Genomic DNA, 14,852 nt, shown 5'->3' with positions numbered 1-14,852 from the left:
GATTATGACAATTCAATCTTCAGGTCGCCGCGAGGAACGCTCGCGTCAAGCTTTTGATGAAGCGAAGAAGTATATTCCGGGTGGGGTGAACAGCCCCGTGCGTGCTTTTAAATCGGTAGGCCTTACCCCCATTTATATGGATCATGGAATAGGGTCCCGTGTGTTTGATATTGATGGCAATTCATTTATAGATTATGTAGGTTCATGGGGACCTTTAATCATGGGACATGCGCATCCTGATGTCGTTCAAGCTCTGCAGGAGGCAGTTGTCAAAGGGACAAGTTTTGGTGCACCAACCCTACTTGAGACGGATATGGCAAAGCTCGTGGCTCAGCGCGTTCCATCTATTGATATCGTTCGTATGGTCAATTCAGGAACGGAAGCTACGATGAGCGCGATTAGATTGGCGAGAGGATACACACACCGCAATAAAATTTTGAAATTTGAAGGATCTTATCATGGTCATGCGGACAGCTTACTTATCAAAGCAGGTTCAGGCGTAGCGACGCTAGGACTTCCAGACAGCCCAGGTGTTCCAGATGGAGTTGCCGTTAATACCATTACTGTTCCTTATAATGATTTGGCTTCGGTTCAACTAGCTTTCGAGAAGTTTGGCGAAGAGATTGCGGGAGTAATTGTGGAACCGATCGCCGGTAACATGGGTGTTGTTCCTCCAGCAGAAGGCTTTTTAGAAGGTTTGCGGCAAGTGACGACGAAGTATGGCAGTTTGCTAATTTTTGATGAGGTAATGACGGGTTTCCGTGTTCATCTGAACTGTGCACAGGGGCTATATGGGGTAACTCCGGATCTTACATGTCTTGGTAAAGTAATTGGCGGCGGTCTGCCCGTAGGTGCGTATGGTGGTAAACGTGAGATCATGGAATCCATGGCCCCCGTTGGTCCCATCTATCAAGCGGGTACACTCAGTGGCAATCCTCTTGCGATGACAGCTGGATTTACTACACTTTCTCTTCTTACGCCAGAAGTCTATGATCGATTAGAGAAATTGTCAGCTCGTCTTCAATCAGGTTTTGAGTCTAATGCTAAGGAAAAAGGGATTGCTTGTACGATTAATCGTGTGGGTTCGATGGTATGTCCTTTCTTTACGGAAGAGAAGGTCATCAATTATGATATCGCGAAAAAAAGTGATTTGAACGTCTTCCGTAGTTATTTTGCCGCTTTAGTCGAAGAGGGTATTAGTGTTGCTCCTTCTCAGTTCGAGGGCATGTTCGTGTCTGGTGTTCATACGGAAGAAGACATTGATGCTACTATTGATGCTCACCGCCGAGCTCTGAAGACGCTGTGAATTATCAAGGAAGTGCTGTTCGGCGCGGAGAGTGGCTGGAACTCACCCCAGGTAAACTTGCAGCAAAAGGGGAAGATGCCCAGCTCTCCGCAGCGAATTGGCTTGCGAACACGCTGTACATGCCGCCCAAATTGATTCGTCGCCTTCAGGCAGAGGCGGGTATCCGAGTGGCAGGAGATCGTCTTCGCCTACATCTTTTTCCCGCGCGGGAATATGGATTTGATCCTGTATTTGAACCGCTGAATGTATTGTATGAAGATGACTTCTGCCTAGTGGCTCATAAGCCGGCTGGACTCAAAGTCCATCCCACTGGAAATGAACGGCAACCCACTCTTGCCCATGTAGTTGCGGCTCATTATGCTGCTGCAGGCGAGGCAGTTGCCGTTCGTCATATCCATCGCTTGGATGAATACACGTCGGGACCCGTACTGTACGCCAAAAATGATTTTGCTCAACTTAGGCTGGATGCGGATATGGCCGACAAGCGGATTGGTAGAACCTATGTAGCTATTGCCCATGGTCAAGTTCCAGTTTCACTTCAGCGAATTGAAGCGCCCATAGGTAAGGATCGTCATCACCCACAGCGCCAGCGTGTATCGGATACGGGGAAGCTTGCAATAACTCATTTAACCCTGCTTGAGCAGATGAAAGAAGCTAGTCTGATTCGCCTTCAACTAGAGACAGGCAGAACCCATCAGATTCGGGTACATATGAGTTATGCAGGTCATCCTTTACTAGGAGATGCTTTATATGGCGGGCCTACTGATTATATATCCCATCAGGCGCTGCACGGAGAAAAGCTTCATTTCACCCATCCTTTAACCGGGAATTCCATTGAAATTGTAGATCCATGGTCAGCGGTATTTATGGAGCTCTATCAAAACCTTTCTTCACAGACTAATTCGTAACGAGAAGAGACTCTGAAAAAGAGTGGCATGCTCTCCTTTTTGAAGCATATAGATAAAACGAGTGATAAAACCTGTTTTTGATATGTGTAAAAGGAGGTTATACCTTTGTCAGATCAATCCTACGGATTAAGGTTCGATATTTATGAACGCGTGCAATTATCCGCTGATGTCACGGGCATTGAAGAGTTAATCGAACTGGAACTCCTCCCTGAAATTCAGGTGGTTCCGGGAGATGAATATGCAACGCTTCGTGGTCACTTGCATGTAACCGGACTATACCGAGGTCATGAGGATACGCAAGAATTATCTCACTTGATTCCCGTCGAGATCACCGTTCCTTTAAGTCGTGTGAATCGTCTAGAGGATATTACGGTGGAGATTGAGAACTTTGATGTGGACTTGCTGAATCCACACAGTCTGAACATCACTGGTGTTCTTTCCCTGCGGGGGATTGAGACGGTTGCTTTTGTGCCTACGACTGAAGAATGGAAAAATGAAGAGTATACGGTAGCTCATGAAGCGGAGACGGAAGTACCTAGCCGGGACGATCAGGTACATCTGGCAGTGAACGAGCCGAGTGCGAATGAACCTTCATATTATGATTTCAATTCCCATGCTGCCGAACCTTATCGCGTTGCGCCGGAATTACCACAACTCCGGGAGACCGTTCGAGAAGAGCAGCCAGTTCGCAAACCCGAGAGGCCCCTTTCTCCATTATGGGCGGACAAGGAAGCAGCTAATGCTTCTGCTACGTTTAGACAGGAATACCGCGAAGCTAAGAAGGAAGATAACTGGAACATTTTTAATGAACAAGATAGATCGAGTAGTGCATCCACTCCACATGAACCTCAGGTTGTGTCTACAGAACATACTTGGGAAAAGGAACCTCCGCTGCATGCTGAGCCTTTGTTTGAAGAAGGCGATGTGGTACAGTCTGCTGATGAATACTTAGAAGCGCAAGGGATTCGTGAGCAAGATATCGTTCAGGCTACAGAAGCCCAAGTAGAAGAGAAACCCGAACTTAAGATTGCTCTGAATAGTAAATCCGAAGATGTAGCGCAGGAACAGGTGCCGATCAGTAAGTTACTTAGCACGGGTCGTCCTGGATATGATGAAGATAGTCAAGATGTCCTTTTGGAAGAGCAGCAGTTAAGCGCCAAAGATGATGGGGAAGAAGTACGGTGGAAGAACTTATTCATCACAAACACGCAGGAACAAACTCCTTTTCGCAAAGTAAAACTTGTGATTGTTCAGCGTGAAGAGACCATTGATGCGATTGCGGATCGATATCAGTTGAATCCACGGGAATTGCTGCTGTATAACCGACTCTCGGAACAAAGCTTGGAGCAAGGTCAGGTTCTATATATCCCATCAGCACTATAATCATTCATGCTAATAAAACTTAGGTCCTGTGGATCTAAGTTTTTATTTTTGTTGAAAAAAAGGCATAAGACCACATAGAGTGTCAAATTATTGACTATGCAGCAGTTCCAAGGTATTATAGTAGGGATAAAACCATGAATAACATTGAACGGGAATAATAGGCAGTGAGCCCTTCAGAGAGTGGAACCTATGTGCTGTGAAGTTCCGCAGGATGCGCTGGCCGAAGTCGCCCGGGAGTTGCCCATTTGAGTGTATAGATGCCAGAGTGGGCCGGTTACAGCCGTTATCCTGTCCGAGTGTCGTGGGACACTTGTAATTACTTAGAACATGACGCCCGCGAAACAAAGGTGGTACCGCGAAAGATGAGCCTTTCGTCCTTTGAGACGTAGGGCTTTTTTTGTTTTTTTCTCTTATTCCGGAGATTAAAGGGAATGATGAAGGATAAATAGCCATTAGCTTAAGCGGAGGTATGCGAGATGTCTGAATTGAACGAAGAACCTAAAACTTTGGATATGCCCACAACTTATGATCCAAAGACAGCGGAGACCAAGTGGTACAGTTATTGGAAAGAAGGCGGATATTTTAAGGCTGGGGATCGCAGTGATGCTGAGACCTTTACCATTGTAATTCCCCCGCCGAATGTTACGGGAATGCTACATATTGGGCATGCGCTAGACTTTACCTTGCAAGATATCCTCATTCGTACAAAGCGTATGCAAGGGTATGATGCGTTGTGGCTTCCAGGAACAGATCATGCTGGGATTGCAACGCAGACTAAGGTCGAGCAGAAGCTTCGCGAACAGAATATTACCCGGTATGATTTGGGACGTGAGAAATTCCTAGAGAAAGTCTGGGAGTGGAAAGATCTATATGCACAGACCATTCATGATCAATGGGCAAAAATGGGCTTTTCTATGGATTACTCTCGTGAGCGATTTACACTTGATGATGGTCTATCCAAAGCCGTACGGGAAGTATTCGTGAAATTATATGAGAAAGGGCTCATTTACCGCGGTAAACGAATTATCAACTGGGACCCTGCTGCACGTACAGCTTTATCTGATATTGAAGTAGAGCACAAAGAAGTGAATGGTCATTTATACCATCTTCAATATCCGCTCAAAGACGGAAGTGGCTTTATCACTGTAGCGACGACACGTCCTGAGACGATGCTTGGAGATACGGCAGTAGCTGTTCATCCCGAAGATGAACGGTATGCTCATTTGATTGGGCAGTTCCTTGTATTACCTGTAGTGGGACGTGAAATTCCGATCATTGGTGATGAATATGTTGAGAAGGAATTTGGTAGTGGAGCTGTGAAGATTACGCCAGCTCATGATCCGAATGACTTCGAAGTAGGCTTACGTCATAACCTGCCTCAAATTACGGTGATGGACGAGACGGGTACGATGAATGCGGAAGCTGCTGTATATCAAGGACTAGATCGCAGTGAATGCCGCAAGCAGATCATTAAAGATCTGCAAGAGTCTGGCGTTCTCATTCGTATTGAGGATCACGTTCACCAAGTAGGACATAGCGAGAGAACGGGGGCCGTGGTTGAGCCTTACTTGTCTACCCAGTGGTTCGTCAAAATGGAGCCTCTTGCCGAAAAAGCGATTGAAGCTCAGAAGACGAATACCGGCGTTAATTTTGTTCCAGATCGTTTTGAGAAGATCTATTTGCACTGGATTGAGAATGTTCGAGACTGGTGTATCTCTCGCCAATTGTGGTGGGGACATCGAATACCGGCTTGGTATCATGAGGGCACAGGCGAGATTTACGTAGGGGCAGAAGCACCGGAAGGCAGTGAATGGCGTCAAGATGAAGATGTGCTGGATACTTGGTTCAGTTCTGCGTTATGGCCGTTTTCCACTTTAGGTTGGCCTGATGAACAAGCTCAAGATCTGCAACGATTCTATCCTACCAATGTTCTCGTTACGGGATACGACATTATTGGATTCTGGGTATCTCGTATGATTTTCACAGCACTTGAGTTCACGGATCAGATTCCATTTAAAGATGCACTCATCCATGGACTGGTTCGAGATAGTGATGGCCGCAAAATGTCCAAGTCACTGGGTAACGGGGTAGATCCTCTTGAGGTTATTGAGAAGTATGGTGCGGACGCGATGCGTTACATGGTAGCGACTAGCAGCACACCAGGTCAAGATCTTCGATTCCGCTGGGAGCGTGTTGAGCAAGCCCGTAATTTCGCTAATAAAATATGGAACGCTTCTCGTTTTGCTCTGATGAATCTCGAAGGTGTGAAGTATGAGGAGATTGATATCACTGGAGATCTAGGTACGGCAGATCGCTGGATCCTGCATAGATTTAATGAGACGGCCCGCGATATCACGCGTCTTATCGATATTTACGAATTCGGTGAAACAGGACGGCTACTCTATAATTTCATTTGGGATGATCTTTGTGACTGGTACATCGAGTTTGCTAAATTATCTTTGTACGGAGAAGATGCAAGTGCCAAGAGCAAGACCCAATCTGTTCTAGCTTATGTACTAGATCGTACACAGCGTCTAATTCATCCGTTCATGCCTTTTATCTCGGAAGAGATTTGGCAGCATCTACCGCATGAAGGTGATACCATTACTTTAGCACCATGGCCGGTCTATGAATCTTCTCTAGAAGCGCCAGAAGCAGCACAAGAAATGAATCTGCTTATTGATGTGATTCGTTCTGTTCGTAATATTCGTGCTGAAGTGAATGTACCTATGAGTAAAAAAATAGAATTGATCGTAAAACCAGCCACTGAAAAAGATCTCAGTATTTTAAACCGTAATGAGAACTATATCCGCAGATTCTGTAATACGTCTGAACTTACGATTTCTGCAGAAGTACAGACAATAGATAAAGCGATGACGGCCATAGTTACGGGAGCGGAGTTATACTTCCCACTAGCAGGTCTAATAGATATCGATCAGGAAATTGCTCGTCTTGAGAAAGAAGTGGAGCATCTGACTAAAGAAGTAGACCGCGTAGATAAGAAACTCAGCAATGAGGGATTTGTTGCGAAGGCTCCAGCTAAAGTGATTGAAGAGGAGAAGGCCAAACAACAAGATTACGCGGATAAACGTTCCAAGGTGCTTGCCCGAATCGAAGAACTCAAAGGCTAAAAGGAGATCATCGCTATGAATTCACATACAGGACCTCTTCGCACTTATGATGAGGCAGTTCAATGGATTAACGGTCTAATTCCATTTGGTATCAGACCTGGGTTGGAACGTATTCTTGCGCTTATGGATCAGTTGGGTAATCCGCATCAGCGTTTGAAATTTATTCATGTTGCTGGAACGAATGGCAAAGGTTCTTCCTGTGCTTTTTTGACGGAGACGTTGAAGATTAGCGGGTATACTGTAGGAACCTTTACCTCCCCTTATATCACAAAGTTTACCGACCGCTTCCAGTTCAATGGAGAGAATATCTCAGAAGAGACGCTGGTAGATTTAGCCAATCAACTTCATCCCTTGGTAACAGAAATGGCGGAGACAGAACTTGGCTCTCCAACGATGTTTGAAGTGTCCACGGCCTTGGCTATCTTATATTTCGGAAAGGTCTGTTATCCAGATGTTATTGTATGGGAGACGGGACTTGGAGGGAGAATGGATGTAACGAATATTGTTACGCCAATTGTCTCTCTCATTACGAATATTGGAATGGACCATACAGATATTCTGGGGGATACCTTGGAGGATATTACTAGGGAAAAAGCCGGCATCATCAAAAGGGGCGTCCCCGTTGTAAGTTGTGTTGAGCAACCTGAATCTATAGCGATTCTTAAAAGTAAAGCTGCGGAGAGTAAGAGCACCCTCTATCTGCTGAACGATCAGTTCAGCTATGTTCGGCACTCTTTTGATGAGAAGACGCAACAGTTCACTTTCAAAGGGCCTTTTCGCGATATGAAACTGAGTATTTCTCTTCAAGGGGAACATCAGGTCAAGAATGCTACTGGAGTTATGATGGTACTCGAAGTACTTCGTCAATATATGGCATTCGTGTTGGAAGACGAAGATGTAGAGCAAGGTTTTAGCAATACGGCGTGGGCAGGTCGTCTAGAGACCGTGTCTACCGATCCGCACATTATATTAGATGGTGCCCACAATCCGGAGGGGGCCCAGTCTTTAGTTACAAGCATTTCGGAGACTTATTCTTATCATAAACTCAATTTGATGATGGGGATGCTTAGTAATAAGCATCATCGCGACTACTTGGAGCATATATTACCAATAGTGGATACGCTTATCTTGACCGAGCCTGATTTTCGCAAGAAGATGGATGCGCAGAGTCTGTTTGATCTCGTGCAGGAGCTGCGGAATACGAAAGCGAAGCCGAATTTGGAAATCATAGTGGAACCGGATTGGACCGAGGCCTTGAATAGGCTGAAGAAAGAGACTGGAACCGAAGATCTCGCTGTGGTCACCGGTACACTATATTTAATTTCTGATGTGCGCGCAGCCCTATTACATCAAACCGATTCTGAAAAAGGTTGGTGACTTATTTTGCCGAATTCAACAATGGAACACGTACACTTTATAGGCATAGGCGGCTACGGAATGAGCGCGATTGCCCGCGTCATGCTAGAAATGGGATATACCGTGACTGGATCTGACGTTGCCTCCCAGGAATTAATCGAGAAGCTCTCTGCTAAAGGGGCAAAAATATATATTGGGCATACCGCTGAACAAGTGCATGGGGCGGATTTAGTTGTATACTCTACAGCTTTGCCAAAAGACAATGTTGAACGCGTAGAAGCAGAGTCCCAAGGCATTGAAGTCATTCACCGTGCACAGATGCTGGCGCGGCTCTTGAATGAGCGTAATGGCGTTGCTGTGGCTGGTGCTCATGGAAAGACGACGACTTCTTCTATGATTGCTCTAGTAATGGAAGAGTGCGGCACAGACCCTACGTATATTATCGGTGGAGAAATTATGAACATCGGTACGAATGCCAAAGCAGGGCAGGGGAAATATGTAGTAGCAGAGGCGGATGAGAGTGATGGGTCCTTCCTTCAGTATCATCCTACTTTAGCTGTGGTTACGAATATTGAAGCAGATCATCTGGAGAATTATGAAGGTGATTTCAATCGTCTCAAGCAGGCGTATGTGCAATTCTTGAGTCAACTGAAACCGGGTGGTAAAGCTATTGTTTGCGGAGATGATGAGAACGTCAAAGAACTCCTCCCTAAAGTCAGTGGTGAAATGATTACCTATGGTCTGGAGTCAAGCAATGATTATATAGCTACCGATATTCAGCTTGGGGACCGCCGGGTAAGCTTTAATTTGCATGCCTTTGGGAAGCTGCTTGGACCCGTAGAACTTTCAGTTCCGGGGACACATAATGTCATGAATGCTATGGCTACGTTAATTGTGTGTCTAGAAGCAGGGATTACGTTTGAAGAAGCATCCGCAGCCATTGTACGCTTCTCGGGAGCCAAACGACGTTTTCAAGTGCTTGGTGAAGTGAATGAGGTACTAGTCATTGATGACTATGCCCATCACCCTACAGAGATTGAAGCTACCATTAATGCAGCCAAAGCGACGGGTAAAAGGATCATTGCGATCTTCCAGCCGCAGCGTTATTCCAGAACTTTCTTCCTGCTAGATGCGTTCAGCCGAGCATTTGCTGAAGCGGATGAAGTCATTATCACAGATATTTATTCACCTGCTGGGGAGAAACAGATTGAAGGTGTACATTCTTCCAAGCTAGTAGAATTAATTGTTCAAAATAGTAACGAACATGCTAGATATATTCCTACCAAGCAAGAAGTGCTTGATGATCTTACCGGTCGTATTCAGCCCGGGGATCTTGTGCTCACTATGGGGGCGGGGGATATTTGGAAAGTTGGGGATTCGATCGCTAAAGTTCTAAAGGCAGAACAGCACTAGGAGTTTCTCAAGTTAACATGTATCATGCTGGTTTCATCCGGAAGGGTGAAATCAGCTTTTTTTATTTATCTTTTTCACCGGCATCTAGTAGTCATAAGTTGCTTAGTCCAAGCATATAGCTTACTAGACTATGGTTTGGACAAGGAGAGTGTGTCAGGTGAACAAAGCTAGAATGACGTTCCGTTTTGACGGCCGACCACCGCTGAATGAACAAGGTTCAGGTTCAGAACAAGGGAGTTCGCCTGTTCAAGATACGAATACTAGAAATTTTTTTACCAAGGTAGAACAGTTAAAAAAAGATGAGATGGAACTAGAACCTAAAGAAGATGAATCCAAATGGTTTGAGCCTTATGAGACGTGGGTGGACCCTTTCCAGCAACAGAGTGGAATTCCATTCACTTCTGAACAGCAGTATCTAAGCAATGAAACCTATTCTTCAGAAGACCAATCTCTTCGAAATCAAGCAAATACAGATGATTATTATTACTTAACCCCTAATCATCCTTCGAGATGGAAGGTAGCAGGTTCTGTGACTGCAGCGATCATTACTGGAACATTATTTGGTTTTGTAGTACTCTCCTTATTTAACAAAGATCTCAATCTACCCATCCCTAAATTGTTATCTAGCCAAAGTATTAAGGGAGACAACAAGGAAGCCATTTCGGTCCTTGGAGAGCAAGACAACTCAGATGAAAGTATTCTGCCTGTACAAGCTGCCTTACCCGTGCAGTCGTACTACTTCCTCCAATATGGTGTGTTCAGTTCGCCCGAGGGTGTGAAGCAAGCAGAAGAGACGCTCAAGCTATCGGGTTTGGCATCGGCAACAGATACATTAGAGAAGCAACGTGTCTACGCGGGGGTTTCGCCGGAACGTGAACAGGCGAAGATGCTCAGTACGCTCTTAAAAGCTAATGGAGTGAATCTATTTGTGCATGAGGTTAGTTTTCCTGCGGTTGCTGAAATTCCATTCAAGGGCCAAATCGGGATTCTAGATCAATATTTCGAAGAGAGTGCGGATCTAGTGAAGCTACTAAGTACAACTTCAGCCTCGTTACTTAGCGATCAGAGCAGTACAAAACTCAGTGCAAATGAGGTTCTTAATCTTCAAGAAAAGCATCGCCAATGGACAGAGAATTCAGCTGCGGTGAAAAAAGGGTTGACTACCACGTCCGCCAAGATAGCTGAGCAATTAGAAAAAACAATGAACAGCGCAGTGGAATCTATGGGCGAATTTAATAAAAATGGTTCTAAGGCACACCTGTGGGAGATCCAATCCTCCATGATGGAATATATATTATTTGAACAGAAGATGCTGGGTGCTAAATCTTCCTAAAAGTATACAAGTCTCCGGCAGGGAGTTGGAAATACTTCCCCCTGCCGGATTTCTGTTTGTATTGATATGCGATTCACCTTATAATAAGAAAGTGTCAAAAAATGGCGAGGAATCCCCATTAATAAGGAGAAATCACCTTTTGGAGAACAATGATTCATTTAAAATTATACTTGCCTCGACCTCCCCGCGAAGACGGGAACTGATTGCCGGGTTACATATTCCTTTCGAAATGGTTCCCAGTCATGCTGATGAGTCTACTCCTGGCGAATGGTCACCAAAGCAGATGGTAGAAGAACTTTCTCTTCGTAAAGCAGAAGCTGTATATCATAGGTTACAGTCGCAGCCGGGACAAGTTATTGTGGGCAGCGATACGATTGTCGTTTTGGATCACAAGGTTTTTGGCAAGCCGCAAGACAAGGCAGAGTCCTATAGGATGCTGCAATCTTTGCAAGGACGGACACATCAAGTCTATACTGGGATCACATGTATTGATGTGGACACCAATCATAGATTGACTGATTACAGAATGACAGAAGTGACAATGCGTTCCTTGTCTGATAGCGAAATGAATGCTTATGCTAGCACAGGGGAAGGTCTGGATAAGGCTGGAGCTTATGCTATTCAAGGATTAGGTGCTACCTTGGTTACTGGGATTCATGGGTGCTACTTTAATGTAGTAGGGTTATCTTTGTCATTGTTAAATGAAATGCTTAAGTCTCTAGGTAAGAACATACTGTAATCCATTTGTAGCTTGGAAGAAAGGATGTTGGAATGGAGCTAGCCTCAACGTATATGCTCCGCGACATTCCCCATGAAGACCGACCTAGAGAACGTATGCTACAGTATGGGGCAGGAGCACTTAGCCACGCAGAATTACTTGCCATATTATTAAGAACAGGTACACATCAGGAATCTGCTTTACATGTCGCCCAGCGTATTTTGAATCAAGTGGGAGGCTTACGTAATTTAGTAGATGTGACTGTAGATGAGTTAATGCAGATCAAAGGGATAGGCGCTGCCAAAGCTGTTCAACTCAAAGCAGGAATGGAACTTGGAATCCGAATGGCTGCTTCTCGCAACCCATCTGATCTGAAGACAATTCGTGCGCCACGTGATGCTGCGGATTTAGTATTTGAACAACTGCGTTACCTCAAGAAAGAACACTTTATTTGTTTGTTTCTAAATACCAAAAATCATGTCATAGCACAAGAGACCCTCTCTATCGGCAGTCTGAACGCCTCTATTGTTCACCCCCGTGAAGTGTTCCGAGCCGCAATCAAATGCAGTAGTGCATCCATTGTCTGTGCTCACAATCACCCTAGTGGAGATCCTAGTCCAAGTCCAGAGGATATCCAAATCACTCGAAGACTCTATGAAGCAGGGCAAATTGTGGGGATTGATGTGCTTGATCACATTATCATTGGTGACGGAGAGTTCGTAAGTTTGAAGGAGCAAGGGCTCATGTAATATAATAGCTTAGACACACAATGGAAAGGGAGTTACTTCATGTTAGGTGGTTTTACGAAAGACTTAGGAATTGATTTGGGGACAGCAAATACGCTGGTGTATATTCGAGGCAAAGGAATTATTGTGCGGGAGCCTTCGGTAGTTGCCATTAATACGGATACAAAAAGCATTGTAGCAGTTGGAGAATCCGCTAAGAAGATGATTGGCAGAACACCAGGGAATATTCGTGCCATTCGTCCGATGAAAGATGGCGTTATTGCAGATTTTGATACGACAGCTACTATGATTAAGTATTTTATCAAGCAAGCTCAGAAGCAGCGTTCATTGTTCCAACGTCATCCGAATGTAATGGTCTGTGTACCTTCAGGAATTACAGCTGTAGAACAGCGTGCTGTAGAAGATGCAACTAAGCAGGCGGGTGCTCGAGAAGCCTATACGATTGAAGAACCGTTTGCAGCAGCCATTGGTGCGGATCTTCCAGTATGGGAACCTACAGGTAGCATGGTGGTTGATATCGGTGGAGGTACAACAGAAGTAGCTGTCATTTCACTTGGAGGTATTGTAACTAGTCGCTCCGTTCGAGTTGCTGGTGACGAAGCAGATGAAGCTATCATTCAGTATATTAAGCGCCAGTACAATCTAATGATCGGCGAAAGAACATCAGAACAACTTAAGATGGAAGTTGGTTCTGCTATGCCGTTAGAGCAAGTAGAGACCATGGAAATTCGGGGTCGTGACTTGGTGACAGGTCTACCTAAGACCATTACGATTACTTCAGATGAGATTGCTGATGCACTGTCGGACACGGTAAATGCTATTGTTGAGGCGGTAAAAGTAACTTTAGAGAAATGTCCTCCGGAACTTGCGGCAGATATCATGGATCGTGGGATTGTCCTAACAGGCGGCGGCGCATTATTACGTAATTTGGACAAGTTATTGGTGAATGAGACAGGCATGCCTGTGATCGTTGCTGAGAATCCACTGGATTGTGTAGCGATTGGAACGGGACGTGCACTAGATAATATTCATTTGTTCAAAACGAGAAGTAGTTCTGCTATGAAATCAAGAAGATAATTTCATGAAACAGCCCTTGGTTTTGGGAGCGAAATTGTAAGATAAGAGGGTGTTGGATCTGTTTAAACTGCTGGGAAATAAAAGACTATTTATTTTGTTGATCGGACTAATTTTGTTCATTTCCGTAATGGGATTTACACTAGGTTCAAGGGTTGGTCTAACCTGGCCGGAGAAATTTGTGAAAGATACCGTAGGATTCATACAGTATGTATTCTACAAGCCCGCTCGTTCAGTAGCGGGCTTCTTTGAAGATGTATCTGATCTTCGTTCTTTGGAGCTAGAGAATGAAGAACTCAAGATTTCTCTTGCTCACTATGCACGGGAGAAACCTAAGTATAATGCCATGGAGAAGCAGAACGAACAGCTTAAGAATGACTTGAAATTCACGGAAGATCAGAAGAATTTGAACAATTATGATTACCGTATTGCACAAGTCGTGAGCGTCAATAATGATGCTTCGAACCGTACGCTAGTAATTAACTTAGGCAGTCGTAATGGAATTAAGGAAAACATGAGTGTGACTTCTACGGAGGGGTTAGTAGGAATTATTAGCCGAGTTAGTAACTTCACTTCTACCGTAAAGCTCTTAACTAGTATGGATTCTTCCGACCCTAAATCCAAAGGTATCTCGGCCAAAGTAGAAGGCAAGGAAAATGAGACGTTTGGTATTGTAGACAATTACGATGAGAAGACAGGAACTTTATTAATGACCCGAATTCCTTTGGATAGTCCACTGAAAAAGGATGATATTATCGTAACCGGTGGGGATGGCGGGATTTATCCAAAATACCAGATTATTGGTAAAGTGTTAAGCCGTCAAAAAGGAGATTTTGGTATGACCTATACAGCTACGATTAAGCCAGCTGCCAACTTCGTAGATTGGAAGGAACTGTTCGTGGTCTTTACACCGGAGGTTAAGGAATAATGGCTCGGCGTTATATAATTACGCTGCTGTTGTTTATTCTTTTCATCATCGAAAATACCATTGTTGTACTGTTTTTGCCTGAAGCTTGGCAGACCCGTATCGTCCCGCATTTAGTCTTTGTAGTTATACTGTTCGCTTCTATTTATGATCATCGACATGTGGGACTTATACTGGGTATTTGTTTTGGATTGCTACAAGACGTAGTCTTTTATGGGGCTATGATGGGGCAATACTCCTTTGCTATGGGGCTCTCAGCATATCTAATTGGACTTGTGTTCAGGTCGAGGCGCTCCTCCATGTCGGTCATGATGATTGCTGTAATTGTAGGGAGCTTATTGCTAGATTCAATTCTTTTTGGAATTTATACCTTATTCAAATTAACGCATGAGACGTATGCGTTCAATTTATTGGACCATATTGTACCCAATATGATTGTTCAAGTCATCTTTGCTCTTATCATTTATGTACCTCTCCGGCGTCAAATCGAGAAGATGGCTACGAAACGTACCAAGGAAGAGACGGTATAAGCTCTGATTCGTCAAATTCCGTGGGTGAA

12 protein-coding genes and 1 other annotated feature are annotated in these 14,852 nt (G+C 44.5%); all 12 genes read left to right on the top strand.

Features of this window, described 5'->3' with window-relative positions; all coding sequences use genetic code 11:
- Positions 1 to 4 precede the first annotated feature (4 nt).
- The 12 genes from hemL to mreD all read left to right on the top strand — a co-directional run bounded on the left by hemL (position 5) and on the right by mreD (position 14,823).
- Positions 5 to 1,306, top strand: a complete 1,302-nt coding sequence (gene hemL / locus J2Z69_RS07000; protein ID WP_209860631.1) for a glutamate-1-semialdehyde 2,1-aminomutase — start codon at positions 5 to 7, stop codon at positions 1,304 to 1,306.
- Complete coding sequence (locus tag J2Z69_RS06995) at positions 1,303 to 2,214, top strand: RluA family pseudouridine synthase (RefSeq protein ID WP_209860628.1); 912 nt, start codon at positions 1,303 to 1,305, stop codon at positions 2,212 to 2,214. The genes hemL and J2Z69_RS06995 overlap by 4 nt, the downstream gene beginning before the upstream one ends.
- 105 nt (positions 2,215 to 2,319) lie before the next feature.
- On the top strand, positions 2,320 to 3,597 hold the full coding sequence (locus tag J2Z69_RS06990) for a LysM peptidoglycan-binding domain-containing protein (protein WP_209860626.1): 1,278 nt from the start codon (positions 2,320 to 2,322) through the stop codon (positions 3,595 to 3,597).
- 135 nt (positions 3,598 to 3,732) lie between these two features.
- Positions 3,733 to 3,979: a binding site (T-box leader), on the top strand.
- A 94-nt stretch (positions 3,980 to 4,073) separates the two neighbouring features.
- Entirely contained in the window at positions 4,074 to 6,728 is a 2,655-nt protein-coding gene (locus J2Z69_RS06985) for a valine--tRNA ligase (protein ID WP_209860624.1), read from the top strand.
- A gap of 15 nt (positions 6,729 to 6,743) precedes the next feature.
- Positions 6,744 to 8,105, top strand: coding sequence for a bifunctional folylpolyglutamate synthase/dihydrofolate synthase (locus J2Z69_RS06980; protein WP_209860622.1), 1,362 nt, complete (start codon positions 6,744 to 6,746; stop codon positions 8,103 to 8,105).
- 21 nt (positions 8,106 to 8,126) lie between these two features.
- Positions 8,127 to 9,497, top strand: coding sequence for a UDP-N-acetylmuramate--L-alanine ligase (gene murC / locus J2Z69_RS06975; RefSeq protein ID WP_209861407.1), 1,371 nt, complete (start codon positions 8,127 to 8,129; stop codon positions 9,495 to 9,497).
- A gap of 157 nt (positions 9,498 to 9,654) precedes the next feature.
- The gene (locus J2Z69_RS06970) at positions 9,655 to 10,830 is read left to right on the top strand and encodes an SPOR domain-containing protein (protein WP_209860620.1); all 1,176 of its coding nucleotides are present in this window, start codon (positions 9,655 to 9,657) and stop codon (positions 10,828 to 10,830) included.
- 139 nt (positions 10,831 to 10,969) lie between these two features.
- The gene (locus tag J2Z69_RS06965; protein WP_209860618.1) at positions 10,970 to 11,569 is read left to right on the top strand and encodes a Maf family protein; all 600 of its coding nucleotides are present in this window, start codon (positions 10,970 to 10,972) and stop codon (positions 11,567 to 11,569) included.
- A 32-nt stretch (positions 11,570 to 11,601) separates the two neighbouring features.
- Positions 11,602 to 12,297 carry a RadC family protein gene (gene radC / locus J2Z69_RS06960; RefSeq protein WP_209860616.1) on the top strand — a complete coding sequence of 232 codons (696 nt, stop codon included), beginning with the start codon at positions 11,602 to 11,604 and terminating at the stop codon, positions 12,295 to 12,297.
- A 39-nt stretch (positions 12,298 to 12,336) separates the two neighbouring features.
- Positions 12,337 to 13,371, top strand: a complete 1,035-nt coding sequence (locus tag J2Z69_RS06955) for a rod shape-determining protein (RefSeq protein ID WP_209860614.1) — start codon at positions 12,337 to 12,339, stop codon at positions 13,369 to 13,371.
- A 49-nt stretch (positions 13,372 to 13,420) separates the two neighbouring features.
- On the top strand, positions 13,421 to 14,296 hold the full coding sequence (gene mreC / locus J2Z69_RS06950) for a rod shape-determining protein MreC (RefSeq protein ID WP_209860611.1): 876 nt from the start codon (positions 13,421 to 13,423) through the stop codon (positions 14,294 to 14,296).
- Positions 14,296 to 14,823: a rod shape-determining protein MreD gene (gene mreD / locus J2Z69_RS06945; protein WP_209860609.1), complete on the top strand. Its 528-nt coding sequence runs from the start codon at positions 14,296 to 14,298 to the stop codon at positions 14,821 to 14,823. Before mreC ends, mreD begins: the two co-directional genes overlap by 1 nt.
- Positions 14,824 to 14,852 lie beyond the last annotated feature (29 nt).

Origin of the sequence: Paenibacillus shirakamiensis (assembly GCF_017874255.1) — a bacterium.
Classification (GTDB): Bacteria; Bacillota; Bacilli; order Paenibacillales; family Paenibacillaceae; genus Fontibacillus; species Fontibacillus shirakamiensis.
Note: the sequence above shows the minus strand (reverse complement) of the source record. Positions and strands in the feature narration are given on the sequence as shown.